The organism is Allobosea sp. 10L417 (genome assembly GCF_056395485.1).
Genome location: NZ_JBFTJP010000003.1, coordinates 363485 through 389695, shown reverse-complemented (window position 1 = coordinate 389695; position 26211 = coordinate 363485). Strand labels below are relative to the sequence as shown.

General features: G+C 66.3%; 23 protein-coding genes. 14 read left to right on the top strand and 9 right to left on the bottom strand.

Translation table 11 applies throughout. The annotated features are described in order from the left end of the window. Positions 1–107 precede the first annotated feature (107 nt). The 10 genes from AC1DE3_RS12265 to AC1DE3_RS12220 all read left to right on the top strand — a co-directional run bounded on the left by AC1DE3_RS12265 (position 108) and on the right by AC1DE3_RS12220 (position 9873). Positions 108–1640, top strand: coding sequence for an ABC transporter substrate-binding protein (locus tag AC1DE3_RS12265; RefSeq protein WP_476852401.1), 1533 nt, complete (start codon positions 108–110; stop codon positions 1638–1640). Beyond that, positions 1637–2593, top strand: coding sequence for an ABC transporter permease (locus AC1DE3_RS12260; RefSeq protein WP_476779727.1), 957 nt, complete (start codon positions 1637–1639; stop codon positions 2591–2593). Before AC1DE3_RS12265 ends, AC1DE3_RS12260 begins: the two co-directional genes overlap by 4 nt. Then, the gene (locus AC1DE3_RS12255) at positions 2590–3408 is read left to right on the top strand and encodes an ABC transporter permease (RefSeq protein ID WP_476779728.1); all 819 of its coding nucleotides are present in this window, start codon (positions 2590–2592) and stop codon (positions 3406–3408) included. Before AC1DE3_RS12260 ends, AC1DE3_RS12255 begins: the two co-directional genes overlap by 4 nt. A 32-nt stretch (positions 3409–3440) precedes the next feature. Then, positions 3441–4265, top strand: a complete 825-nt coding sequence (locus tag AC1DE3_RS12250; RefSeq protein ID WP_476779729.1) for a creatininase family protein — start codon at positions 3441–3443, stop codon at positions 4263–4265. Positions 4266–4338: 73 nt separating this feature from the next. Continuing rightward, a complete protein-coding gene (locus tag AC1DE3_RS12245) occupies positions 4339–5394 on the top strand; it encodes an extracellular solute-binding protein (RefSeq protein ID WP_476852400.1) in 1056 nt (351 codons plus the stop codon). A 10-nt stretch (positions 5395–5404) separates the two neighbouring features. Then, positions 5405–6457: an ABC transporter ATP-binding protein gene (locus tag AC1DE3_RS12240; protein WP_476779731.1), complete on the top strand. Its 1053-nt coding sequence runs from the start codon at positions 5405–5407 to the stop codon at positions 6455–6457. Then, on the top strand, positions 6454–7296 hold the full coding sequence (locus AC1DE3_RS12235; RefSeq protein ID WP_476779732.1) for an ABC transporter permease: 843 nt from the start codon (positions 6454–6456) through the stop codon (positions 7294–7296). The genes AC1DE3_RS12240 and AC1DE3_RS12235 overlap by 4 nt, the downstream gene beginning before the upstream one ends. Next, entirely contained in the window at positions 7293–8081 is a 789-nt protein-coding gene (locus AC1DE3_RS12230) for an ABC transporter permease (protein ID WP_476779733.1), read from the top strand. The genes AC1DE3_RS12235 and AC1DE3_RS12230 overlap by 4 nt, the downstream gene beginning before the upstream one ends. 9 nt (positions 8082–8090) lie before the next feature. After that, positions 8091–8768 (top strand): RraA family protein, encoded by a 678-nt coding sequence (locus tag AC1DE3_RS12225; protein ID WP_476779734.1) that lies wholly within the window; start codon positions 8091–8093, stop codon positions 8766–8768. A 139-nt stretch (positions 8769–8907) separates the two neighbouring features. Further along, complete coding sequence (locus AC1DE3_RS12220; protein WP_476779735.1) at positions 8908–9873, top strand: 2-hydroxyacid dehydrogenase; 966 nt, start codon at positions 8908–8910, stop codon at positions 9871–9873. 331 nt (positions 9874–10204) lie between these two features. On the opposite strand, the gene AC1DE3_RS12215 is transcribed toward AC1DE3_RS12220, so the two are convergent. The 4 genes from AC1DE3_RS12215 to AC1DE3_RS12200 form a co-directional block, all read right to left on the bottom strand. Then, positions 10205–10987 carry an amino acid ABC transporter ATP-binding protein gene (locus tag AC1DE3_RS12215; RefSeq protein WP_441509550.1) on the bottom strand — a complete coding sequence of 261 codons (783 nt, stop codon included), beginning with the start codon at positions 10985–10987 and terminating at the stop codon, positions 10205–10207. Continuing rightward, complete coding sequence (locus AC1DE3_RS12210; RefSeq protein ID WP_441509549.1) at positions 10972–11640, bottom strand: amino acid ABC transporter permease; 669 nt, start codon at positions 11638–11640, stop codon at positions 10972–10974. Before AC1DE3_RS12210 ends, AC1DE3_RS12215 begins: the two co-directional genes overlap by 16 nt. 82 nt (positions 11641–11722) lie before the next feature. Then, positions 11723–12535: a transporter substrate-binding domain-containing protein gene (locus AC1DE3_RS12205; protein WP_441509548.1), complete on the bottom strand. Its 813-nt coding sequence runs from the start codon at positions 12533–12535 to the stop codon at positions 11723–11725. 65 nt (positions 12536–12600) lie between these two features. Beyond that, positions 12601–14301 carry a thiamine pyrophosphate-binding protein gene (locus AC1DE3_RS12200; protein WP_476779736.1) on the bottom strand — a complete coding sequence of 567 codons (1701 nt, stop codon included), beginning with the start codon at positions 14299–14301 and terminating at the stop codon, positions 12601–12603. Between the two features lie 105 nt (positions 14302–14406). On the opposite strand from AC1DE3_RS12200, the gene AC1DE3_RS12195 reads away from it, so the two are divergent. Then, a complete protein-coding gene (locus AC1DE3_RS12195) occupies positions 14407–15162 on the top strand; it encodes an IclR family transcriptional regulator (RefSeq protein WP_441509546.1) in 756 nt (251 codons plus the stop codon). Between the two features lie 321 nt (positions 15163–15483). Here the strand turns inward: AC1DE3_RS12195 and AC1DE3_RS12190 are convergent, their stop codons facing one another. The 4 genes from AC1DE3_RS12190 to AC1DE3_RS12175 are packed head-to-tail and all read right to left on the bottom strand — an operon-like array spanning position 15484 to position 20940. Beyond that, entirely contained in the window at positions 15484–16731 is a 1248-nt protein-coding gene (locus AC1DE3_RS12190; RefSeq protein WP_476852399.1) for an aminotransferase class III-fold pyridoxal phosphate-dependent enzyme, read from the bottom strand. Then, positions 16732–18846, bottom strand: a complete 2115-nt coding sequence (locus tag AC1DE3_RS12185; protein ID WP_476779738.1) for an ABC transporter permease — start codon at positions 18844–18846, stop codon at positions 16732–16734. Then, positions 18846–19961 (bottom strand): ABC transporter ATP-binding protein, encoded by a 1116-nt coding sequence (locus tag AC1DE3_RS12180; RefSeq protein WP_476779739.1) that lies wholly within the window; start codon positions 19959–19961, stop codon positions 18846–18848. Before AC1DE3_RS12180 ends, AC1DE3_RS12185 begins: the two co-directional genes overlap by 1 nt. Before the next feature lie 13 nt (positions 19962–19974). Further along, entirely contained in the window at positions 19975–20940 is a 966-nt protein-coding gene (locus tag AC1DE3_RS12175; protein ID WP_476779740.1) for an extracellular solute-binding protein, read from the bottom strand. A 93-nt stretch (positions 20941–21033) separates the two neighbouring features. Here AC1DE3_RS12175 and AC1DE3_RS12170 point away from each other — a divergent pair, with 93 nt between their 5' ends. Continuing rightward, the gene (locus AC1DE3_RS12170) at positions 21034–21924 is read left to right on the top strand and encodes a LysR substrate-binding domain-containing protein (RefSeq protein WP_476779741.1); all 891 of its coding nucleotides are present in this window, start codon (positions 21034–21036) and stop codon (positions 21922–21924) included. 94 nt (positions 21925–22018) lie between these two features. On the opposite strand, the gene AC1DE3_RS12165 is transcribed toward AC1DE3_RS12170, so the two are convergent. Next, positions 22019–23032: a LacI family DNA-binding transcriptional regulator gene (locus AC1DE3_RS12165; protein ID WP_476779742.1), complete on the bottom strand. Its 1014-nt coding sequence runs from the start codon at positions 23030–23032 to the stop codon at positions 22019–22021. A 204-nt stretch (positions 23033–23236) separates the two neighbouring features. Between AC1DE3_RS12165 and AC1DE3_RS12160 the strand changes: the two genes are divergently transcribed. Then, on the top strand, positions 23237–25150 hold the full coding sequence (locus tag AC1DE3_RS12160) for an ABC transporter substrate-binding protein (protein WP_476779743.1): 1914 nt from the start codon (positions 23237–23239) through the stop codon (positions 25148–25150). 73 nt (positions 25151–25223) lie between these two features. Beyond that, on the top strand, positions 25224–26210 hold the full coding sequence (locus AC1DE3_RS12155; protein ID WP_476779744.1) for an ABC transporter permease: 987 nt from the start codon (positions 25224–25226) through the stop codon (positions 26208–26210). Position 26211: the final 1 nt, after the last annotated feature.

Sequence of the window (26211 nt, the reverse complement as noted above, 5' to 3'; positions counted from 1 at the left end):
GCGCGGCAATTGCTCGTACCCGAACGGTTCCGCCACTCGTCTCCTTCCCAGGCCACGAGCCGGGATAGTCCGGCGGGCCATTGGACAAAGCAGCAGAGGATCAGCCGATGACCATCTCTCGCCGTTCCGTCCTTGGTGGTGGCCTTGCCGCTCCACTCCTGGCTTCGCCCTTCCTGAGCAGTCCGGCGCGCGCACAGCGCTCCTCCGGTATCATCCGCTACGGGCTCTCCGCCTTCCCGCCCAATCTGCAGCCATGGGTTTCGACCGGTGCATCGGCGGGCACTGTGAAGATGCTGACCCATCGCAGTCTCGTCTCTTATGATCCCAAGGGCGAATTGCGCGGTGAACTGGCTGAATCCTGGTCACGCGACGCGGATGGCGCCTGGGTCTTCAAGCTGCGCAAGGGCTGCGTCTTCCACAATGGCGAACCGGTGACCGCCGATGACGTGAAGTGGTCGATCGAGCAGATCGCCGGCGAGAAATCGACCGCCTATATGCGGTCGCAATTCCAGCTGGTCGAGCGGGTCGAGATTCCCGATCCGCAGACCGTTCGCCTTGTCACCAAGGGGCCGCAGGCGACGCTGCCGAGCTGGTTTGCCAACTACAACACGTTCGTCATCTGGCGAAAGTCGAGCCCGAACGAGCCGATCGGCGCTGGCCCCTATCGTCTCGTCGGGCAGGAGCGAGGCACTTCGCTTGAGCTCGCCGCCTTCGACAAGTTCTACAAGCCGGGCATTCCGAAGCTCAAAGGCATCAAGTTCGTCGTCTACGCCGATGAGAACCTGCGCAACGCGGCGCTGATCTCCGGCGATGTCGACATGATCGAGTATGTGCCCTGGCAGTCGATGGCGGCGGTCGAAGCCGATCCCCGGCTCAAGCTCGACAACCAGGAAGGGCCGTTCATGGACGTGCTGTTCAACGGCACGAAGCCGCCCTTCAACGACCCGCGCGTGCGCCGCGCCGTCGCCCATGCCGTGAAGCGCGATGACATCGTCAAGGTCGCCTTCTTCGGCCGCGGCAAGCCGCTCGAGGGCTTGCCGATCGTCGAGGGCACGCCCTGGTACGACAAGGAGCTGGCGCATGGCTGGAACTACGATCCGGCGCGCGCCAAGGCCCTGCTGGCCGAGGCCGGCTTCGCCAACGGCTTCCAGACGACGCTGCTCGCCACGGCTCAGTTCGGCATGCACAAGGACACCGCCGAGATCGTCCAGCAGTACCTCGCGGCGATCGGGATTCAGGCGGAGCTGCAGCTGCCGGACTGGTCGACACGGGTGAGCCGCGGCTCGCGCGGGCAATACGACATGGCGATCCATGGCGTCTCCTCGGACAACAACGACCCCGATGGCCTGACCGTCGTGCTGGATACCTCGCTCTCGCCCTCGCATGGCCGCTCCTTCAAGGTGGACGCGCCGCGCACGATCGCTGCGCTCGCCGCGGGGCGCGCGGAATTCGATCAGGCCAAGCGCGTCGACATCTACAAGGAGATGCAGCGCGCCGCATTGGAGGAGGTGCCGCTGGTCGGCCTCGCCTGGCGGCAGCAGGGCTACGGGATGGACAAGAGCGTGCAGGGGTTCACCAACCTGCCCGGCGCGCTCTCCAACTCCTCAGGCAACATGCTCGAGGAGACCTATTTCGGATGAGCGCGGCCTGGCTCGGACGACGACTGATCCTGACCGTGCTGACGGCCTGGCTGGTGGCGACGATCGTCTTCCTGGCGCTCCATATGGTGCCGGGCGATCCGGCGGAGCTTCTGCTGTCGACCTCGGGCGCGATGCCCGATCCGGCTTCGGTAGCGGAACTGCGCGAGAAGCTCGGTCTCGATCGGCCACTGCTCGTGCAATACGGGAACTTCCTCGCGGGGCTGCTGCGCGGCGACCTCGGCAACTCCCTCGTCGACGACTATCCCGTCCTGCAGGAGATCGCGCTCAGGCTGCCGCGGACGTTGGAGCTGATCCTCGCCGGCACCGTCATCGCGATCACCTTCGGCGTGCCGGCGGGAATCTATGCGGCGGTCCATCGCGGCGGAACCTTCGACCGCGTCTCGTCCTGGATCACTGCGCTCCTTCTGGCCGTGCCCGTCTTCGTCGTCGGCACGCTGCTGGTGCTGGTGCTGGCGCAGATGCTGCGGCTGATGCCAGCGGGCGGCTACGTGCCCTTCGCACAGGACCCGGCGCAGCATCTCAAGCTCCTCGCCCTGCCGGCGATCGCCATCGCCAAGGGGCTTGCCGCCGTCCTGTTCCGGATGACGCGGGCGGCGACGCTCGATGCGCTCGCCCATGACTATGTCCGCACAGCCCGCGCCAAGGGCCTGTCGCCGCGGCGGGTCCTGGTCGTGCATGTGCTGCGCAACGCGCTGAACCCGGTCGTCACCGTGCTCGGCCTGCAGATGGGCACGCTGCTCGGGGGCACCGTGCTCGTCGAATACGTCTTCAACTGGCCGGGGCTGTCGACGCCGCTGCTGCGCGCGGTCGAGGGCCGCGACTACCCGATGGTCGTCGGCATCATCCTGACGATCTCGGTGCTCTTCCTGTTGATCAATCTCCTCGTCGAGCTGCTGCATGCGGCGATCGATCCGCGGGTCCAGGCGGCATGAGACGGCGTGGCCTGACCAAGCTGGCTCTGCCGGGGGGCTGCGTTGCCCTGATCCTCCTGATCGCGCTCGCCGCGCCGCTGCTGCCGCTGCCCGATCCGGTCCGTCAGGACGTCGCGAACCGGCTGGCCGGGCCCATGACCGGATCCTGGCTCGGCCGCGACGAGTTCGGCCGCGACGTGCTCTCGCGGCTGATCTGGGGCGCGCGCACCAGCCTTTCCGTCGCCTTCGCCTCGGCGCTGGCCGCCGGGCTCGTCGGCGTCACGCTGGGGCTGATCGGCGGGTGGGCAAGGAGCTGGGGAGCGTTCCTCACGGTCCGCAGCGTCGAGATCATCATGTGCTTCCCGCCGGTTCTGCTGGCGCTGCTGGTGGTGACGCTGCTCGGCCCGGGAGCCGCGACGCTGATCCTGGTCCTGTCTGTGCTCTATCTGCCCGGCTTTGCGCGCGTGACCTACGCCGAGGTGCTGGCGGTGAAGGGGCGCGACTATGTGGAGGCGACGCGGGCGCTCGGCGCCAGCTCCACGCATCTGCTGTTCAAGACGGTGCTGCCCAATATCGCGGGGCCGTTGCTCGTGCAGTTCTCGCTCGCCGTCGCGGCCGCGGTGGTGATCGAGAGCGGCCTATCGTTTCTCGGGCTCGGCGTCGTGCCGCCCGCGCCGTCCTGGGGGCTGATGATCCGTGGGGCGCGCTCGACGATGGAGCAGGCACCGCTGCTGCTGCTCTGGCCCTGCGCCGTGCTGACGCTGACCATCCTCGCGATGAACCTGCTCTGCGACGCGCTGCGCGACATCCTCGATCCGCGCACGGCGGAACGCTGAACACCAACCGAAATCAAGGGAAGGACCTCGCCATGGCCGCCAAGACCGAACCTCTCGTCCATATGGGCACCATCACCGGCGGGGAGGCGCGTGAGCTGCTCAAGTCCAACCCAGTGATCCTGCTGCCGATGGGCAGCCATGAGGACCAGGGGCCCCACGCCCCGATGGGCGACTATTTGCTCGCCGAGAAGATTGCGGAGCTCGCCGCGCTCCAGGCGAGCAAGGCCGGTGTCCGGACGCTTGTCGCGCCGGTGCTGCCCTATGGCGGCGCCGACTGGTTCGGGCCGATGATCGGCGGCATTGCGATCTCGCAGGCGACGCTGACGGCGGTGATCGCCGAGATGGTCGACTCGCTGCATCGCAACGGCCTGACCCGGATCATCGTCATCAACGGCCATGGCGGCAATGTCGGGCCGATCTCGGAGGTTGCGCGCGAACTCTACCAGCGCGAGCGCATCGTGCTGCCGAGCCTCTATCTCTGGCGGATCGCCTACGGCCTCCTGCCGGGCATCGTCGGCGCCGAGATGTCGGCCAAGGTCTCCGGCCACGGCGCAGATCCGCTGACCAGCCTCGGCCTGCATCTCTTCCCGGAACTGATGCGTCCTGACTTCGTGCCGGCCGGCAAGCCGCTGAAGCGCGATCCCGTGCTCGATCTGCCCTTCACCGGGCTCGGCACCGCCAGCTTTGAAGGGGCCGAGGTCGGCGTGCCGCACGAATACGACGAGGTCTATCATGACGGTGTCGGCAAGGGCGATCCGAAGCTGTGCTCGCCCGAGACCGGAGCCAAGCTGGCCGAAAAGCTGAGCGAGATCGTCTCCCGCTTCGTCGCTCATTTCGCCGCCAAGGTTCCGGCCTGAGCTGCGACACGCCCACCACCGCAGCACGCTGCTCCGGCGCCCGGCCGAAGCAGCGCTTCAGCAGGAGGTTTTGATGATCACCCGCCGTCTCGTCGTCCAGTCCGGTCTCGCCACCATCGCCGCGCCTGCCATCCTGAGGGCGCAGACGCTCTCGGGGCAGATCACGTTGATGTCCTATTCCGGCATCTTTCAGGACAATTACACAAAGGCGGTGATCGAGCCGTTCCTGCAGGCGCATCCCGGCGTCAAGGTGAACTACGTGCCCGGCGGCACCTCGGCCCAGATGGTCGGCAGCGTGCGGGCGCAGAAGGCCGACCCGCAGACCGACGTCGCGATCATGGACGTCACCACCTCCAGCATCGGCAATATCGAAGGGCTGTTCGAGAAGCTGACGCCCGCCGAGTTCCCGGTGCTGAACGAGCTGTTGCCGGAGGCGCGCGCCGCTGGAGGCGAGTACGGTCCTGCCGTGACTTTCGACCATCTCGTGATCGTTCAGGATGCGGCGCTCAAGCCGCAGCTCGCCAAGCTCGCCGATCTCTGGCGGCCCGATCTCAAGGGGCAGATCGCGCTCGCCGCGCCGCCGAACATCCAGGGTCTCGCGCTGACGGCAATGGTCGAGAAGATGGAAGGCGGCGACTACCGCAAATCCATCGATGCCGCGATGAAGAAGCTCAAGGAACTCGCGCCCGGCGTGACCACCTTCGAGCCCAACCCCGACGGCTATTCGCTGATCCTCAACGGCGTGGCGAAGGTGGCGACAGGATGGAACGCCCGCGCTCAGCTCTATTCCGACCAGACCGGCGGCAAGATCAACGCCTTGCTCCCGCCGGAAGGCTCGGTCTTCCAGGTCAACACGATCAACCTGACTGCGGGCTCGAAGAACAGGGCGGCAGCCGCCGCCTTCGTGGCGCATGCATTGTCGCAAGCCGCGCAGAAGGCGTTCACCGAGCGGATGTTCTATGCGCCGGTCAACGGCAAGGCCGAGATCGATCCCAAGGCGTTGGCCCGCACGGCCGCCTCGCCGGAAAATCGCGCCCGGATGATCGGCGTCGACTGGAACGAGATCCTGAAGCTGCGCGACCAGTGGAACAATCGCTGGCGGCGCGAGGTCATCGCGGCGGCGCGCTGAACGGTTTGCGATGAGCTACCTCGAACTCTCCAGCCTGCAGAAGCGCTACGGCAACGCCGTGGCCGTGGACGATGTATCGCTGTCCATGGAGCGGGGTGAATCCGTCGCGCTGCTCGGCCCCTCCGGCTGCGGCAAGACGACGACGCTGCGCATGCTGGCCGGTCTCGTCGCGCCCGATCGGGGCGCGATCTCTCTCGATGGCACCGAGATCACGCGATTGCCGCCGCACCGGCGCAACATGGGTTACGTCTTCCAGTCCTATGCGCTGTTTCCGCATCTGTCGGTGGCCCGCAACATCGCCTTCGGGCTGGAGGAACGGGGCGTAGCCAAGCGGGAGATCACCAATCGCATCGAGGAGGCGCTGGCGCTCGTCAGACTGGCCGGGCTCGGCCTGCGCCGCCCCAAGGAGCTTTCGGGCGGCCAGCAGCAGCGTGTCGCGCTGGCGCGGGCGCTTGTGATCCAGCCTTCCCTCCTCTTGCTCGACGAATCCCTCTCCAATCTCGATGCCAAGCTGCGCGATGCGATGCGGCACGAGATCCGCTCGATCCAGCGCTCGCTCGGCATTACCACGCTGTTCGTCACGCATGATCAGGTCGAGGCGCTAACGATGTGCGACCGCATCGCCGTGATGCATCGCGGCCGGATCGCGCAGATCGGCAGCGCCGAGGACATCTACGAGCGACCTGCGACCCGCTTCGTCGCGGAATTCGTCGGGCGGGCGAACGTGCTGCCGCTGGCGCGCGATGGGCAGGGCCGGGCGACCGTGTGGGGGCAATCCCTGCCCGTGGACGCTGCCGCGGATTCCGATCTCTTCGTCAGGCCGCAGCGCATGCGGATCGTGCCGGTTTCCGAACCGGCCGGCGGCGATACGGCGCGCCTGACCGGCCGGGTGCTGCGCAGCGTCTATGTCGGCGACCATGTCGAGGTACTGGTCGAGGACGGCGGCCATGGACAGCTCACCGTCGAGATGCCGTCCGGAATTGCGGTTCCCGCAGAGGGCGCCGAGGTGGCGGTCGTCTGGCCGCGCAGCGAGAGCCGCATCTTCGCACGCGAGGCGTCATGACCGCCTCGCAACGCCTGCCGCTTCTCCTGATCCCGGCGGCGCTGTTCCTGCTCGTCATCTATGCCTGGCCATCGCTCGGGCTGTTCCGCAACGCCTTCAACGAGGTCGGGCCGACCGGCGCGATGGTGGAGGCCTGGTCGCTGGAGACCTGGCGCGCCACGCTGCATGACGGCTTCACCTTCGAACTGACGCTGAATTCGCTCTGGCTATCGACGCTTTCGACGCTGATCGCGTTGTGCCTCGCCTATCCCGTTTCGCTCTTCCTGTTCAGGACGGACACTCGCTTTCGCGGCCTGCTGGCGGTGGTCGCGATCATGCCGATGCTGGTTTCGGGCGTGGTGCGCGTCTTCGGCTGGCTCGCCATTCTCGGCGATCGCGGGCTCGTCAACACGACCCTGCAGTCTCTTGGCCTGATCTCAGCGCCGCTGAAGCTCGTCTTTAACTGGACCGGCGTCACCATCGGCCTCGCCGAAAGCATCATGCCCTATATGATTCTGGCGCTGCTTGCCGGCTTCGGCCGCCTCGACCGCACGCTTGAGGAAGCCGCGCGCTCGCTCGGCGCCTCGCCGTTCCGGACCTTCTGGCGCGTCACCTTGCCACTCAGCCTGCCGGCCATCGCGCTCGCGGCGGGCTTGGGCTTCGTGCTGTCGATGTCGGCCTATATCACGCCCAAGCTCCTCGGTGGCGGGCGCGTCTTCGTGCTGGCGACCGAGATCTTTGAGCAGGCGACGACCAACACCAACTGGCCGGTCGCGGCAGTGCTGGCGATATACACACTCGTGCTGCTGCTCGCCCTGCTCGTGGTCTCCAACCTGGTGGCGGGGAGGCTGCAGCGATGACCGGGGCAGGGCGCGTTCTCTCCGGCTTTGCGGCGCTGGTCTATGTGCTGATCCTGTCGCCGATCGTCGTGGTGGTAATGTTGTCCTTCTCGGCGGACAACTTCATCCTGTTCCCGCCCTCCGGCTATTCGCTGCGCTGGTTTCGGCAGCTCGCCGGCAACGGGCCGTTGCTTGCGGCGCTCTGGCTCAGCGTGCGGATCGCCGCGGTGGTGTCCTTGCTCTCGCTCGCGATCGGTGTGCCGGCGGCGCTCGCCCTCGCGAAAGGGCGCTTTGCCGGAAAGGATGCGCTGAACGGCTTTTTCCTGGCGCCGCTCTTGCTGCCGACGCTGATCACGGGTCTGGCACTCCTGCTGTTCTTCTCGCCTCTCAAACTGACGGCGACGCTGCCAGGCCTCGTGCTCGGTCACATGACGGTGACGGTGCCTTTCGTCATTCGGATGATGACGACGGCGCTCGCGAACCTGCCGGATGATATCGAGGCGGCTGCGGCGACGCTTGGAGCTTCGCCCTGGCGCGTCGTTCGCCGGGTGACGCTGCCGCTGGCAACGCCCGGCCTCATCGCCTGCGCTTGCCTGTCCTTCCTGCTGTCCTTCGACGAGACCGTGATCTCGCTTTTCATCGCCGGGCCGCGCGCCTCGACGCTACCGGTCGAGATGGTCCGCTATGTCGAAGGCCGCACAGATCCGCTCATCGCGGCGCTGTCCGTTGTTCTGATCGTTGCCACGCTCGCCGTCGTCCTCGTGGTCGAGCGCCTCGTCGGCGTCGCCCGTGCCGTAGGGAAATAGGAGACTCTCATGCCCGATTACCGCATCGAAGCCATGCCCGAGCAGTTGCCGGCCGCGCTGGTCGAGAAGCTGCAGAAGGTCGAGACCGCGACCATCGGCCATTCCCAGCACTGGGGCTTTATGGATCGTGGCATCCAGCCGCTGTTGCGCGGCAAGCGCATCGCCGCAGCGGCCGTGACGCTGGCGATCCCCGGGCAGGATTCGACCCTGCTGCATCACACGCTCGGTCTGCTTCGCCCTGGCGATATCCTGGTTGTCGATCGGCTCGGCGACGACAAGCATGCCTGCTGGGGCGGCGGCGTCACCGTCGCGGCCAAGGCTGCCGGCGCGGTCGGCGGCATCGTCGATGGTCCCTGCACCGATCTCGCCGAGATTGAGGATTCCGATTTCCCGATGTGGTGCCGCGGCATGTCGCCGATCACCACGCGGCTCTACAATCTCGGCGGCACGCTCAACCTGCCGATCTCCTGCGGCAATGTCTCGGTCAAGGCCGGCGACGTCATCCTTGCCGACGAATCCGGCGTGCTGGTGCTGCCGCGGGCCGAGGCGGAGGCGATTGCCGACGCCGCCATCGCCCGGCAGGAGCGCGGTGAACGCAACCAGGAGCGCGTGAAGGCCGGCGAGAAGCTCGGAGACATCTCCGGCGCGACCAAGATGGTCCTCGACGCGCTGGCACAGAAGGGCTGATGTCCGGCGCGGAAGCGCGCCGATATCTGCCTTCGTGCTCCACCTCCGCCGTTCCGGGGTAGGGCCAGCGATTGGGGCCCTGAACTCGCCGACCGCATCTCCGTGCATTCCTGACTTGAGTATTCGACTGGACCTTTCCATGCCCGAGACCATCGTCCTCCTCGACATGACCAGCCCCGAGCGGGCCGACCGGCTTCGCGCGCTGCTGCCTGATGGCTTCGTGCTGACGCATGGGACCGCGCGCGGCGAAGAGCACATGAAGGAAATCATCGCCGAGGCCGACTACGCGATCTCCGGGCAGGTCGGCGTCTCCGCCGATGTGCTGCGTGCGGCGAAGAAGCTGAAGCTGCTGCACAAATGGGGCGTCGGCTACGACAACATCGACATCGCCGCAGCCAAGGAGCTCGGCATCAGGGTCGCGCGTACGACCGGCTCCAACGCGGTGCCCGTCGCCGAATTCGCGCTCGGCCTCACGCTCTCGGCACTGCGCTTCATCGCCTATGGCAATGCCGAGCTGAAGCAGGGGCATTGGGCCACCGGCAAGCTGCCGGGCGACACCTTCATGCTGTCGGGCAAGACGGTCGGCATCATCGGCTTCGGCGCGATCGGCCAGAGCCTGGCGAAGCTGCTCAAGGGCTTTGGCTGCACCATCCTCTACAGCAAGCGCCAGCCGCTCGATGCCGCCGAAGAAGCAGCGCTGGGCGTAAAGCATGCGTCGCTGCCGGAGATACTGGCGCAGGCGGACGTCGTCTCGCTGCATTGCCCGCTGACGCCGGAGACGACCAATCTGATCGATGCGGCGGCGCTGCGGGCGATGAAGCGGACGGCGGTGCTGATCAATGTCGCGCGCGGCGGCGTCGTCAACGAGGCCGATCTGGTCGCGGCGCTGAAGGCGAAGGAGATCGCCGGCGCGGCCATGGATGTGTTCTCGGTCGAGCCGCTGCCGGCCGATAGCGAATTGCTGACGCTCGACAATCTCGTGGTGACGCCGCATCTCGCCGCGATGGCCGCCGATAATTTCGAGCCGACGGTCAAGCGCATGTTCGACAACATGGCACGCGTCTCCCGCGGCGAACCCGTGCCGGAGCGCGATCTGGTGGTGTGAAGCCGGCCGCTATCTGTTCGTCGAACGACCTGTCGTTCGTCCAGCAATGACGGCGGCAGGAAGGTTGCCGCCCCGGATTGGGGCGCACCTTGCCCCTGATGTGCGGGATGTGAACGCCCGCTTGCTGGCCGTGACCCAATGTCCAGTGATGGCGCGTGCTTCGCATCCTCGGGCCCGCTTCGTCATGCTCCTTGGCCACGCTAGCCAGCCGTTTGTGGCAGCGGAGCCTAGCGAAGCCCGAGGTCACGCTGCACCACGAGCAGACCTCGGCTTTTCGCCAGGAAGCGGAGGTTCCGGCGGTGAGGTTGTCCCCCGCACCGGCTCACCGTGGCTAGTCGTTGACGATCGCTCGCAGGAAGCGGCGGGTGCGTTCCTGGCTCGGATTGGCGAAGAAGCTGCGGGCCGGCGCCTCCTCGACGATCTCGCCGGCGTCGAGCAGCATGGCGCGGCTGGCGACGCTCTTGGCGAAGCCGATCTCGTGCGTGACCACGACCATGGTCATGCCGTGATCATGATGGACCTGGCGGATCACCTGCAGCACCTCCTCGCGCATCTCCGGGTCGAGCGCCGAGGTCGGTTCGTCGAACAGCATCAGCGTCGGCTTCATTGCCAGCGCACGAGCGATCGCGACGCGCTGGCGCTGGCCGCCGGAAAGCTGGAACGGGTAGGAGGCGGCCTTGTCGGCCATCCCCACGCGCTCGAGGAGCCGGCGGCCCTCGTCACTGGCGTCACGTGCCGATCGGCCCAGGATCTTCATCGGCGCGATCGTGATGTTCTGCAGCGCCGTCATATGCGGGAACAGGTTGAAATTCTGGAAGACGAAGCCGGTCGACAGCCGAATCTTCTGGAGCTCGTCGGACGATGCGGTCGCGACGTTGCGGCCGCTGACCGTGATGGTGCCGGCATTGATCGTCTCCAGCCCGTTGATGCAGCGCAGCAGCGTGCTCTTGCCACAACCGCTCGGCCCGCACAGAACCAGCACCTCGCCCTCGGCGACATCGAGCGAGATCCCGTTGAGGACCTTCACCTCGCCATAGGATTTATGGACGTCCTGGATGCGAATGAAGTCACGCGCGGCAGGCATGGCGGTGGCCGCCCTCAGATCGGTTGCCATTTCTGCAGCCTTTCGATCATGCGCATCAGGATGGTGTAGCCCCAGATCAGCGCGACATAGAGCAGCGCCGCGCCGGTGTAGAATTCGAGTGGGCGGAAGAATTGAACCGTCAGTTCCTGCGCGCGGAACATCACCTCGGGCACCGCGATCAGCACGGTCACGGTCACGTTCTTGATCACGGTGATGTGGACGTTGGTCAGCGATGGCAAGGTGGCGAAGAAGGCCTGCGGCAGGGTGATGTAGCGCATCACCTTCCAGCGGGAGAAGCCGAGCGACTGCGCCGCCTGCACCTGCGTCTGCGGGATCGCCTCGAGCCCGCCGCGGAAGGCCTCGCAGGCCAGGGCGGCTCCGTTCAGCGAGAGCGCGATGATCGAGCTCATCGTCGGCGAGAGCGAGGCGCCGGTCAGGATCGGCAGCACGTAGTGGATCCAGATCAGCAGCACCACCACGGGCAATGTGCGGAACAGGTCGACGAAGACGATCGAGACACCGCGCACCGCTCTGCTGCGCGACATGCTCATCGCAGCCAAGGCGATGCCGAGCACGGTCGAAAACAGGATGGCCGGAAAGCTCGTCCACCAGGCATGCCAGAGGCCCCAGGCGAGATACGGCCCATAGTCGGTGAGAACACCGAATTGGAAGGTATAGTTCATGTGCGGACCTGAACGCGCGATGCAGACGAAATGAGAGCGCGATGCGCGGCGGAGCGGCCGCGCATCGCCGGGCCGCCTTGGCTCAGCGCGGCCCGGTGGCAAGCTCGGGCGGCAGGTTCCACTTCTCGGCGAGGCTGCGGTACCAGCCGCGCAACTGCATCGCCCGGACATAGGTGTTGAGGAACACCACGAGGTCGAGGTCGGCGTAGCGAACCGCGTGGTTCATGCTCGTCCATTCGGTCTTGTCGGCCGCAAACCTGACGTTGCGCAGCTCGGTCGGGCGCTCCTCGGCCCGCAGCGCATTCGAGACGGAATCGCCGATATAGGCGGTCGAACGTCCCTGCATGACCTCGAGAACCGCGGCAGCCGTATCGGAGAGCGGGGTCACCTTGGCGTTCTTGAAGCTTCGCTGCGCGAATTGCTGTGCCGCGGTTCCGCTGACCACCGAGACGGTGTTGCCCGGCTTGTCGAGGTCCTCGAAGCGCTGAATGGGGCTGTCGGCGCGCACCATCGCGGTCGAGGACAGGTAGCCGATCGGGTCGGTGAAGGCGACGGCGGTGGCGCGCTCGGGAGTGGCGCCCAGCCCGCTCATCACTACGTCCCATTGCCCGGCCTGGAGCCCGGCGACCAGCCCGCTCCACGTGGTGTTGACGAGCTGGACCTTGATCCCGGTCATCTGCTCGAAGTTGCGAATATCGTCGGCGATGAAGCCCTCGTATTCGTTGGTTTTCGGATTGAGCAGGACGAAGCGGTTCCAGGGCGCGACGCCCACGACCATCTTCTTATCCTTCATGATCCGGTCGAGCGTCGGTCCCGCCTCGGCGGTGGAAGCCGCCAGGCTCGCGACCGCCGCAAGGGCGACTGCCATCGTCATGGCTGCGATGCGTTTCAACATGCTGTTCCCCTCCCTGATTGGGGCTGTCTCTCCGGCAGCCCCTTCGATCGTTGGTGAGCGCGGTGTCAGTGAACGGCGTCCTCGGCGAGGATGGTCTCGAAGCCGACGATCGGCGCGGTGGCGTCCGGGTCGATCACGACATCGAGGATGTAAGGACCCTTCGCCGCTTGCCCGCGCGCCAGCCCGGCGGAGATTCCGGCCGGATCGGTGATGCGCTCGCCCTGGCATTTCAGCGCGCGGCCGAGTTCGCCGAAATCGATGTCGAGAAAGTCGCATTCGAGATAGCGACCCATGACCTTCTGCTCCCAGTGCCGCTGGAAGCCGAGTGTGCCGTTGTTGAAGACGACGACTACGACCTCGACGCCGTAGCGCGCGGCAGTCTCAAGCTCGTTGAAGACGTAGCCGAAGGCGCCGTCGCCGGTGACGCAGACGACCTTGAGCGAGGGATCGCCCATCTTGGCGCCGATCGCCGCCGGCAGGCTCCAGCCGATGCCGCCGGTGCCGCGTGGCGACAGGATGAAGCGGCCGGCGCGGGGCACGTCGATATGGCTCATCGCCCAGCCGGTGACATAGCTCGCATCGGTGACGACCAGGGTCTTCTCATCCGCTCGGGTCGAGATTTCGGCCAGCAGCCTCTCGGGCCGGATCGGAATCTGGTCGGATACGGCGACGGGGCGGAACTCGTCGCGCCAGTCGCGCGTCAGGGCATGGAGACGCGCGCGGTTGGCCGCGTCGGTTCGTGCCAGGCCCTGCTCGGCACAATGGGCCAGGAGGTCACGGAGCGTGTCGCGCACGTCGCCGACCATGGCGACATCGGTGGCGAAGTTGCGGCCGATCTCGGCCGGGTCGATGTCGAGATGGATCAGCTTGGTGCCCGGCTTCGGCAGCGACCAGTCGCTGTAGCAGATCTGCCCGGTGCGCGAGCCCAGCACGAAGACGACATCCGCCTCGGCGAACAGCGTGTTCGAGATGCGGCCGCGGCCATAGCGCCCTCCGGTGGTCGAACCGAGCGGGCCTGCTGCCAGGGGGTGGGAATCCGGGATGGCGCCGCGACCGGTCATCGTGGTCGCGACGGGCATGTCGAACAGCTCCGCCAGGATGCGGATTTCCTCTTCGGCGCCGGAGATGATCGAGCCGCCGCCGGCGATCAGCAGCGGCCGGCGGGCTGCCGCCAGCAACCGGGCGGCGCCGGCGATCGACTCCCGGCTCGCCCGCACGCGATTGGCCGGGAAATGGGCATAGGTCGGATCCGCCCAGGTCTCGGCCTCGGCTTCGGCCGCCATCACATCGCCCGGGCAGAGAAGCACGACCGGGCCGGGCCGCCCCGTCGTCGCGATCCGGAAAGCCTTCCGCACTGCATCGCCGGCCTGCTCCGCCATGTCGATGCGGATGACCTCCTTGACGTAAGGATTGAGTGCCGTGGCGTGGTCGAGCGCGCTGCTGGCATGCTTATTCTTCAGCCGCAGCGCGTGGTCCTGCACCAGCGCGATTACCGGCACGGAGGAACGCTGTGCCTCCAGCAGGCCAGTGATCAGATTGGTCGCGCCCGGCCCGAAGGTCGCCGCGCAGACGCCGGGTCGGCCGGTCACCTGAGCATAGCCATGAGCCATGATGGCAGCGTGCTTCTCGTCGCGCACCGTCACGATGCGGGTGAACGACCGATCGACCGCGTGGAAGACATGGATCGGGTCCTCCATCCCGAACAAGCACTTCACGCCGTGGCTCTTCAGGGTCGCGTAGAGCAGCGCGCCGCCGGTTCCTCGCATCGTCTTCTCCCGTTGACGTTTTCGTTGTGTTGCGTATTATGCAACGTGTTGTTTATTTATGGTGGCGGCGCTTTGCCGCCGCGTCAAGCCGCAATGTGAGGTCAGGTGAAATCGATCGAGAAGGCCGTCAGCGCGTTGCAGCTCATGGTTGAATCAGGTGGCGAGCTGCGGGTCGGCGACGTCAGTCGTCATCTCAAGGTCAACCGCAGCACGGCCTCGCGCCTGCTGGCTTCCCTGGCAGGCGGCGGCTTGATCGAGCAGGACGCTCTAACCCAGCGCTACGGCGCAGGAATTCTCGCTGTGCAGCTCGCTGCCGGCTTCCATCGCAAGTTCGACATCGTCGAGCAGGCGCAGAAGGAGATGGAGGCGCTCGCCCGCGAGACGCAGCACACGGTCTGGTTGGGGGTGCTCTCCGGAGCCGAGGTCGTCGTGCTCAAGACGGTGCGCGGTTCGCAGCCGATTCAGTTCGCCGTCGAGCCTGGACACCGGCTGCCGGCACATGCCGCGGCAATGGGTAAGGCGCTGCTCTCGCTCAAGCCCGATGCAGAGATTCGCGGCTTGTTCGAAGACTCCCTGGCTGCGACCACCAGGCAGACGCTCCACTCGGTCGACGAATTGCTCCGTGAGCTGGCCCTGACGCGGCTGCGTGGCTACGCCATCTCCGATCAGGAACTCTTCGACGGCGTCAAGGCGATCTCGATCGCTCTCACGGAGAAGCACAAGGGCACGTCGATCGCCGTCAGCGTCTCCTATCCGCTCTTCGCCCTGTCTGAGGGCAACGATCAGACGATCATCGATGCGCTGCTTGCGTTTGGCCGCCATTTCGGCGCCCGCATTGGTGATGCCCGGTGGACACGCTGAGTTACCGATCCGCGAGAAACCTCACAGTTTGAAACGCTGATATCGAGGCATTGGCTGGAGAAGGCCACGTGCGACGGTGGCCATCTGCTCGGCGCCTCGGGCTTCTGGCGCGCGACGGCCGGAAAGGCGCTATCGAGCCCGCAAGGCGTGACGAGCGCCATCATGTGTCCTTCCTCGCCGCYGGCATTCTGGAGCCGGGCGGATGTCGCGCCGGTAGCGGTCCAGCCCTCGGGCGCCCTCCAACCGAACGGCGACGATGCGACCGGCTCTCCGCCCGTGGGGCTGCCGAAGCCATGGTCGATTGCGGACGCGCGTCTGCGCCTAGCGTTGAAGCAGCTCGGCCAGCTTCCGGACTTGTTCGAATATCAGATCGAGTTCGGCGTCGCTCACGGTCATGGGCAAGGAAAACCCTATGCTGGAGTCGCCCTTGGAGGTGGTCGAGAGACCGGCTTCCATGCAGGCCCGCACGAGGTCGGCCGCAAAGCCGGGGCCCGGTCCCAGGCCGCACATCTCAGGGTCGAATTCGAGCGCAAGCAGCAGGCCGGCGCCCCGAACCCCGCGGATGGCCGGCCACGCGCGGGCGAGTTCGGCGACCCGCGATCTGATCCGCTGCTCCAGCAGAGCGGCCCGCTCGACCAGCTGATCGCGTTCGATGATCTCGATCGCCGTCAGGGCGGCGAGCGTCGTCAGCGGATTCTTCTCATGAGTGTAGTGGCCGAGGTCGAGCTCCGGAGCGATATCGAGCCTTGCATCCGCGATCACGGCGGCGATCGGCAGCACGCCGCCACCGAGCGCCTTGCCGAGCACGACCGCGTCGGGCACGGCGCCGACATGCTCGAAGCCGAAGAAGCGGCCGGTCTTGCCGAGCCCCGAGGGGATCTCGTCGAAGATCAGAAGGGTGCCGTGCCGGTCACAAAGATCGCGAACCTCGGCCCAGAGCCCATCCGGGGGCATGTGGCAGTTCGAGCGGATCGGCTCAGCCACGACCGCGGCGATGCCTGTCTCCGACTGCGCGAAGGCGGCGCGCATCTCCGCGAGCATGCGCTGGGCTCCGTCGGGCGCCCAGTAAGGCGTCACATGCCGGCGCCCCGGCAGAAATGGGCCGAGACGCGGATCGGGCGCGGCCTTGGACAGGCCGAAGCTGCCGAAGCCGTGGCCGTGATACGAGCCTTCGAGCGAGATCGTTTCATGGCGGGCGGTCGCGACGCGGGCCAATTTCAAGGCGATCTCGATCGCGTCCGAGCCGCCGGTGGCGAAGAGGACTTTGGCGGGCGCTCCGGGCCAGCGCGCGAGCAGCTTCTCGGCGAGCGCAACGGCAGGTTCATTGGTGTAGCGCCGCGGCGAGAAAGGCAGTGTGTCGAGCTGGCGCTTCAACGCAGCGATGATGTGCGGATGGCGATGCCCGAGATGATGGACGGTATTGCCATGCAGGTCGATGAAGCGCCGTCCGTCGACGTCCTCCAGCCAGATGCCCTGGGCGGCCCGCAGAGCCGAAAGACAAGGGCTCGATCCCTCCTGATGAAAGAAAGCGGCAGCATCGCGCGAGACGAGATCGGGGGGCATCGGCATCTACCGGGAGATCGCTGAAGGGAGGCCGGGCAGAGCCGAAGGCGGGCGGCGGTGCCTTGCGGTCTCCCGATGGCGCTCGATCAGCCGCGCCAGAGCGATGGCCGTGAGCGCGAAGGCGAGCAGGACGAGGCTCTTGGCGGCGGCATAGCCGTATTCGCCGGAATTGGCGTGGTTGAAGATCGCGACCGAGGCGAGCTTGTGGTTGCCCGAGACCAGGAAGATCACCGAGGAGAGGGTCGTCAGTGCGTCGATGAAGACATAGAGGGTCCCGAGCAGCAGGGCCGGCAGAAGGATCGGCAGGGTTACGCTCACGAAGCGCGAGATGAGCCCGGCGCCGAGGCTCTCGGCGGCCTCGTCGATCGAGCGGTCGACGCGCTGAAGCGCGGCGCGCGCGGCGAGCACGCCGACGAAGATGTTCGAAAACAGGATGTTGACGACCAGGATCGCCGAAGTGCCGGTCAACGACAGGGCGGGAATGCCGAAGGGGAGGTTGAAGGCGACGATGTAGCCGATGCCGAAGATGATGCCGGGCAGTATCGCCGGCACCAGCACCAGAAAGACGATGAGATTGGCGCCGGGCGGCCGCAGGCGCTCGACGACATAGGCAATCACCACGGCAAAAAGCCCGCCGATCGGGCCGGCGACGATGCCGATGCGCAGGCTCTCCCAGACGAGCCCGAGGCCGCGGTCCGAGCTGCCATAGCCGGCGCCGGCGAGGCCGATATTGACACCCTCGGCCGTGAAATAGCCGAGTGTCAGGCTCCAATCCGTGCCCCAGACTCGGGTCACCGCGCCGAGCGCCATGGTGCCGTAAACTGCGAAGATCAGGACCGCGACGGTTCCCGCAATGGCCGTCAGGCCGATACGCCAGGAGCGTGGCGCCGAGAGCTCCGAGCGCGCCGCGACGCTTGCGCTCGTGTAGCCCTTGCGCCGCCCCAGCAGTTCGAGGCCGAGATAGAGAACAAGCGAGGGAATGATGAGCCAGACGCAGAGCGCCGCCGCCAGCGGCGTGTTCCGATAGGCGGTGATCTCGTCGTAGATGATGCCGGCGAGCACGGGCGTATCGCGGCCGAGGATCAGCGGGTTGCCGAAATCGGTGAGGCTCATGATGAAGACCAGCACGATCGCGCGCTTGGTCGCGGGCCAGGCGAGCGGCAGCGTGACGTGCCGGAAGGTGGTGAAGTGGTCCGCGCCGAGACTGGCGGCGGCGTCGTCGACCCGGCCGTCCTGCCGCCGCAGGATGTTGTCGAAGATGATCAGCGTCGCCGGCATGAAGGGCAGCATCTGCGCCAGCACGACGCCGAGCAGGCCGTAGAGATTGGTCTCGTCGGCGTCGATCAGGCCCAGGCCTCGGTCGAACAGCGTATGCGTCACCAGCCCGCGCCGGCCGAAGAGCATCACCGTGGCGGTCGCGATCAGCACCGGCGGGGCGACCAGCGGCATCAGAAAGACGCCTCTCATCGTTGCCGGCCAAGGCACGCCGCCGCAATTGATGCCATAGGCGAGCGCGAAGGCGAGGGGCACCGTGAACATCACCGACAAGGCGGCGAGTGACAGGCTGTTGAGCGCGGCGTTGCGCAGATAGGAATCCTGGAAGAGCTTGAGATAGTGGTCGAAACCCCGGCGCGCCTCGCTCCCGTTGCGCAACGTGTCGAAGCCTTGCTGATCGATCAGGTCCCTGACCTTGAAGGCGAGCGCGGTCCGCTTGTGCAGCATCACATGAGCGAGCGTCACGATCTGCGTCACCTGCTCGCGGTCTTGCGGTGGCAGGGCTGAGAGTGCGGTCTCCATGGCCCGCGCCTGATCCGAATAGGGCGCCTTGCGGTCCCATGACGGCGGGGGCCCGACGAGCTGGAAAGCCGCGGCGGTCGCCTCGACACGCTCGGCCTCCGTCGCGGTCTCGCCCCAGCGCTGGATCAGGGCAGCGCTCTCCTGCTCCGGCAGCCGGCTCAGCGCGTCGACCGTGACGGCCTTGAGCCGCACAGGGGACATCGGGCCGGAGATCACGAAGCTCTCGACCAGGACGGCGCCGACCGGCACGCCGATGAAGACGATCAGCAGCAGCGCGACGACGCCGCTGATGAGCGCGCGCGGCATTTGGCGCAGCAGTCGCATCACGCGCAGGTCCGGGCAGGAATCAGCGCCGCGCGTTGCGGGTCCGGCAGGAGCGCGACGGGCGCGCCGCGCGGACCGAAAGACTCGGCCTGGTGCGATGGGCAATCCGCGATGACCGTGCGCCCGGATTCGAGCGTCACGGTGAGGCGGACGACCGCCCCGAGAAAGGCCGCGCCTACGACCCGCCCGGCAAGCCCCTCTCCCGCGCCGGAAACCACGATGTGCTCCGGCCGATAGACGGCCGTCACGCGCTCTCCCGGCCTTACATGCGCCGGGAGCGCGATCGGCCAGAACTCGCCATCGGCATCGATGCCGCCGCGCGCCGCATGGCCCTCGACCAGATTGGAGATGCCGACGAATTGCGCGACGAAGGCGGAGCAGGGCCGGTGGTAGATCTCGGTCGGCGCGCCGATCTGCGCGATGCGGCCGTTGCGCATGACGGCGACCCGGTCGGAGAGGGCGAGCGCCTCCTCCTGATCATGCGTCACATAGAGCGTGGTGATGCCGAGCCTGTCGATGATCATGCGCAGCTCGTTGCGCAGCTTCACGCGGATGCGCGCATCCAGCGCCGACATCGGCTCGTCGAGCAGCAGCACCTCGGGATCGGAGGCGAGAGCGCGCGCCAGAGCGACGCGCTGCTGCTGGCCGCCGGACAACTGGTGCGGATAATGTCCGAGCAGCCGCTCCAGCTCGACCAGGCGCGCGAGTTCGCAAACCCGATGCTCGCGCTCGGCCCGGCTGCGAGAAGCGATCGTGAGCGCGAAGCCGATATTCTCCGCGACCGTTTTCGTCGGAAACAATGCGTAGGACTGGAACACGAAGCCCATGCGTCGGCGCGCCGGCGCCAGCTCTGTTACATCCTGCCCGGAACGGGTGACCTGCCCGCCATCCGGTCGGACGAAGCCGGCGATGATCCTGAGCAGGGTCGTCTTGCCGCAGCCGGAATCGCCGAGCAGCGTGACGAACTCGCCCTTGGCCAGAGCAAGCGTGACGCCGTCGACGGCGAGCATCGGGCCGCCATAGGATTTGACGATGTCGCGGACGGCCAGATGCGGCCGCCCCGTCGTCAGGGTCGGCCGCTCGGTGGCAGCGGGCGGAGCCGTCAGTTCGATCACCGCTGCGGATCCGTCACTGCTTGAGGATGCGGCTGGCGAATTCGCGCCGGAAGGCTGTCATGTCGACGGGGCGGCGCATCTGCCAGAGCGCGATCTGCTTGAGGTCGATCAGGCCGTGCCCGGGCACCGCCGTGGCGCCGACCACCTTGCCGAGCACGGCGGCAGCCTCGTCGCCCGCCATGAAGTCGAGGAAGATCTTCGCCTCGGCCGGGTTCGGGCCGCCGGCGACGAGACCGCCGCCTTCGGTGACGTTGGGGGTGATCCGGCCGTAGACGATCTCGACCGGCTTGCCCGCGGCCTTGGTCTCGAAACAGGTGGTGTCGAAGGTCAGGCCGATCGCAACCTCGCCGGCGCCGGCGAGTTGCGCGCCGCCGGAGCCGCCGTCCGAATACTGATAGACGTTCTCGTTCAGGTTCTCGACGAAGGGCCAGCCGAAGGCGTCGACGAAGGTCGTCAGGATGGCGCCGCCGGTCCCGGATTTCAGCGGCGAGGGCAGCGAGATCTCCTTGCGGTAGACCGGCTTGATCAGGTCCTCCCAGGTCGCCGGCATGGGCAGCCCCTTCTGCGCCAGCCGCTCCTTGTTGACGACCATGCACATCGTGGTGGCGAAGTACTTGCTGTAGAAGCCGTCCTCGTCGCGGAAGGCGGGGAGGATCTTCGATCCCTTCGGCTCGTAGGGCTCGAACACGCCGGCCTGCTTGAGCTGCTCGAGGGCGACGTTGTTGACGAGATAGACGATATCCGCCTGCGGCTTGCCCTTCTCGGCGATGGCCCGCTCGGCGATCGGGCCAGTGGAGCCGGAGACGAATTTCACCTCGATATCCGGGTGCTTCTTCTTGAAGGCCCCGACGAGCGCGCTGTTGACGCTGTCGGAGGCGTTGTAGATCACGACTTCCTTGGCGAAGGCGGCGCCGCTCGCCAGCGCGAACGCCGCCGTGGCGGCGAGACGCGCGATCATCGTTGTGGAGAGGCTGAGCATGAAAGTCTCCGTACCGTCTGGCAATCCGTCGTGATATAAGTGTCGCTAAATCATGTGACATTGAAATGAAGTCGAACTTATTCCAGCGGCCCTATGAATCTCGCTCAGCTCCGCGCCTTCCACGCCGTCGCGAACCACGCGACCTTTTCGGCCGCTGCACAGGCGCTCGGCGTCAGCCAGTCAGCGATCACCCAGCATGTGAAATCTCTGGAAGACGCCGTCGGGACGCGCCTCTTCCTGCGCACGGCGAGCGGCGTCGAGCTGACGGCTGACGCGCTCGACCTGCTGCCGAAAGTGCGCCAGGCCATCCTGATGCTCGACGATATCTCGGCGCGAATGAGCGACGGCCGCAGTCTTGCCACCGGCCATCTCGCGATCGGCCTTTGCGCACCCTATGTGGCGATGCCGATCTTGGAGCGGTTCACCGCAGAGCATCCGGGCGTGCAACTCGAGGTGCGGCTGGCGAACTCGAAAAATCTGCTGGAGCTCGTCGCGCAGCACCGTATCGACATCGCCATCGCGACCCTGAGGGAGCCCCACCCCGATTTCGCCTGCGATTTCCTGGTCAAACAGCGCGTCGAGATTCTGGTTCACGCCGGCCACCCCTGGTGGGATCGCCTGCAGGTCGAGGCGCGGGACTTGCCTGGTCAGCGCCTGGTAACGCGCGAGCCCGGCTCAATGACGCGCCACCTCTTCGAGGCCGCTCTGGCAGAGCGCAAACTCGAACTTCCGCCCCATTTGGTCCTGGGCAGCCGTGAAGCGGTGAAGGAGGCGGTTGCGGCCGGGGTCGGCATTGGCATCGTGCTCGATCAGGAGCGAGGTTTCGACCCTCGGCTCAGGGCCATCGCGGTTTCCGATTTTGATGTCGTGGCCGGGGAGTATCTCGTGACGCGCAGGGAAACCCGTAGCCTGGGCAGCGTGGCTGCCTTTTCCGCCATAGCCTCTGTGGTCGGGAAGGAAAAAGCCCCGGATCGCCCCGCTTAAAGGCGATTGCGGAGCCGTCATCCGCATTGCAAATGCCTTGAGGCGCAAATGGCCGCATTCCAACCGGCAGACAGCCGAGCATCCGAGCCTTCCCTTATGCGGGGGGGGTCGTCGCCCTCCAGATCAGGTCCGGTTCGATCACGATGCCTTGCTGGGCGTTGCGGCCGGCGATCCGGTCGAGCAGCATCCGCATCGCCATCTCGCCGAGGTCCTGCTTGGCGATCCTCAGCGTGGTCAAAGCCGGCGACACCAGCGAGGCGGCGGGAATGTCGTCGCAGCCCACGATCGCGATATCGTCCGGCACCCTGATGCCGGCCTGCTCGAGCGGCTTCATCAAGCCGAGCGCGATCAGGTCGTTATAGCAGATCATGGCATCGATCCGTGCTGCGTCGGGCAGCAATCGGGCGGCGATGTCGGCTCCGCCCTGAAGGTCCGGCGAGCAGGGGAGATCGAGGGCGAGGGAAAGGCCGTGGCGCGCCAGCGCCGCCTCGATCCCTTCCCGCCGCTTGCGCCCGCCATGCGACGAAGCCAACCCGGCCGCGAAGCCGAATTGTCGTCGCCCTTGGGCGACGAGCTGCGTGACGGCGGCTTCCACGCCGGAGCGATAGTCGACTTCGATCGTGCCGGCATGGCGTTTCGCAACGGACCGATTGATCAGCACTGCAGCCCGGTGCTGCGCGACTGCGTGCAGAAGCCGTTCGTCGTCGAGGCGGGCGCTGCAGATGATGACGCCGTCGACACGTTTGTCGAGCAGCGTGCCCAGGACCTCCTCCTCGCGTTCGGGGTCCTCGATGACGTTGCAGGAGAGCAGTGTGTAGCCGGCCGGTCGCGCCACCAGCTCGGCGCCGCGAATGATCTCGGGGAAGAACGGATTGACGATGTCGGGCACGACGATGCCGACCGTGTACGAGCGGTCACTTTTCAGGCTCTGGGCGAAGGCGTTGGGCCGGTAGTTCAGTGCCTGGGCCGCCTGCAGCACGCGCTGGCGCGTGTCCTCGCCAGCGCCGCCGCGGCCGTTGAGGACGCGCGAAACCGTCATCGGCGAGACGCCGGCAGCGGTAGCGACATCGGTGATGGTTGGCGGCCGCAAGGCCGGCTTCATGTTCATGTCGCCTTATCTCACGATAACGATATCTCTTTCCAGTGCATTTCTCGGTGATCGCGAACGCCAGAAATGCGACTTTCGATTGCAGTTATTCTCCTTGGAGGGGTCTTGCACTGCCTTTCTAAAGAGGGTTGACGCTATAAGTGAGATAACGATAACGTAACTCCATAGCGCCCGCCATGAGCAGAAGGCGCAGCGGAGGAAACGATGGCAGCTTTTCCTGGGCGCGCCCTGCGTGGCGTCGCGCTGTCCCTGATCCTTGTCCTCTCCGGCGCGGCCGGGGCCGCGGACTACAAGGAGGCGCCGGGGCTTTCCGAATTGGTCAAGGGCGGCAAGCTGCCGCCGGTTGAGCAGCGCCTGCCCGAGCAGCCCTTGGTGCTGAAGCCGGTCGAGAAGGTCGGAAAATATGGCGGCACCTGGCGTCAGGCACTGATGGGCGGCAGCGACTCGCTGATCGAGCGCTCGGTCGGCTACACCCGCCTCGTCCGCTGGAACCGCGATTGGACTGCGGTCGAACCCGACGTCGCCGAGAAGGTCGACGTCAAGCCGGACGGCACCGAATACGTCTTCCATCTGCGCAAGGGCACGCGCTGGTCCGACGGCGCGCCGTTCACGGCCGACGATCTCGTGTTCTGGTATCAGGACGTGCTGATGAACAAGGAGCTGACGCCGTCGGTGCCGCGCTGGCTGCGCAGCGGCAACGACCCCGTTATCGTCGAGAAGATCGACGACGCCACCGTCCGCTTCCGCTTCACCGGGCCGAACGGCATGTTGCTGGAGAACATGGCGACGACCTTCGGGTCGGACATTCTCGCGGCGGCGCCGGCGCATTACCTCAAGCAGTTCCACAAGAAGTACAATCCCGATGGCATCGACAAGCTCGTCACCGAGGCCAAGGCGGCGAACTGGGCGGCGCTCTTCCTCAACAAGGTGAGCTTCCCCGGTCGCTGGCGCGATACTGGCCGGCCGGTGCTCGATCCGTGGCGGCTCACCGTGCCCTATGGCGGCACGACGCAGGTCGTGCTCGAGCGCAATCCCTATTACTTCAAGGTCGATCCGGAGGGGCGGCAACTGCCCTATATCGACCGCGTCACCTTCGACATCATGGGCGACCAGCAGGCGATCGTGCTCAAGGCGATCAATGGCGAGCTCGACATGCAGAACCAGCGCCTCAACGGGCTGGAGACGCGCATCGTGCTGGCGCAGAACCGCGAGCGCAGCGGCTACCGCCTGTTCAAGGCGCAGCCGGCCTGGTCGAACGCGATGTGCATCTCGCTCAACCTGACCAGCAAGAACCCGGTGCTGCGCGAGGTCTTCCGCAGCAAGGATGTCCGCGTCGCGCTCTCGCTCGCCATCAACCGCGACGAGATCAACGACCTGATCTATGCCGGCCAGTCGCAGCCCTATCAGGCGGCGCCGCGTCCGGGCACCGCGCTCTATGACAAGGAGATGGCGACCCAGTACACGAAGTACGATCCCAAAGCCGCCAACGAGTTGCTCGACAAGGCGGGATTTGCCAAGCGCGACGCGCAGAAATTCCGGCTCGGGCCGGACGGCAAGCGCATTTCCTTCGCCGTCGATGCCGCGACCTCGCGCCGCTACCAGATCGACGCGCTCGAGCTGATCAAGAAATACTGGGCCGCGGTCGGCATCGAGATGCAGGTCAAGACCATCGAGGAATCCTTCGCCTTCGCCCGCATGCTCGCCAACGAGCATGACGCCATGGTCTGGATCGGCGGCGGCGGCTACGACTTCCTCGGCATCCTCGATCCGAAATGGTATTTCCCCTACGAGAACCAGGCGGCCTTCGCCTCGGCCTGGGGGATCTATTTCCAGAACCCGAAAGACCCCAATGCCGAGGAGCCGCCGGAGGCGGCCAAGCAGCAGCAGGCGCTCTACGTCCAGATGCAGAAGACGCCCGGCACGGCGGGCCAGATCGAGGTGATGAAGAAGATCCTCGCGATCGCCCGCGACCAGTTCTACGTGATCGGCACGAACATGGACGCGGATAATTACGGCGTCGTGAAGAACAACATGCGCAACGTGCCCGATCTGATGCCGGACACCTTCTTCTACATGACGCCCGGCCCGACCAACCCCGAGCAGTATTTCTACGAATAGCCCGGTCATCGACATCGAGCCCGGAGCGGCGCTCCGGGCCCTTCGCCCCGCTCGCCCGCACCGGAGGTCCACGATGCTCCGCTACATGCTGAGACGGCTCGTCTATACGCTGGCCACGCTGGCCGCCGTGTCGGTCGTCGCCTTCCTGGTCATCCAGTTGCCGCCGGGCGACTTCCTGACCTCGTTCAGTGCCAAATTCGCCGAGCAGGGCGGCTCGCTCGACAATGACACACTGGCTGCGCTGAAGCTGCGCTATGGGCTCGATCAGCCCTGGTATGTGCAATACTGGCTCTGGATTTCCGGCATCCTGTTCCGCGGCGATTTCGGCGAGTCCTTCGAGTGGAACAAGCCGGTATCGGAATTGATGTGGGATCGGTTCGGGCTGACCGTCCTGCTCTCCGGCGTCACCCTGATCGTCACCTGGATCGTCGCCCTGCCGATCGGCATCTACAGCGCGGTCCGGCGCTATTCCTGGCTCGACTATGTCGTGACCTTTCTCGGCTTCCTCGGCCTCGCCATCCCGAGCTTCCTGCTGGCGCTGGCGCTGATGTACGTGTTCTCGCGCTATTTCGGCATGAGCGTCAGCGGGCTGTTCTCGCCTGAATACGTCAACGCGCCCTGGAGCCTCGCCAAGGTCGGCGACCTCGCCATGCATCTGTGGCTGCCGGTCTTCGTGCTGGCGACGCATGGTACGGCGGCACTGATCCGCGTGATGCGCGCCAACCTGATCGACGAGCTCTACAAGCCCTACGTCCAGACCGCCCGCGCCAACGGCCTCGGCGAGATGGAGCTTCTGTTCAAGTACCCGGTCCGCGTCGCGCTCAACCCCTTCGTCTCGACCATCGGCTGGGTGCTGCCGAACCTCGTCTCCGGCGCGATCGTGACCTCGGTGGTGATGAGCCTGCCGACCGCCGGCCCGCTGCTGCTCTCGGCCCTGCTGGCGCAGGACATGTACCTCGCCGGCAGCTTCATCCTGATGCTGAGCGCGCTCACCGTGATCGGCACGCTGATCTCCGACCTCCTGCTCGCGTGGCTCGATCCGCGCGTGCGCTACGCCTGAG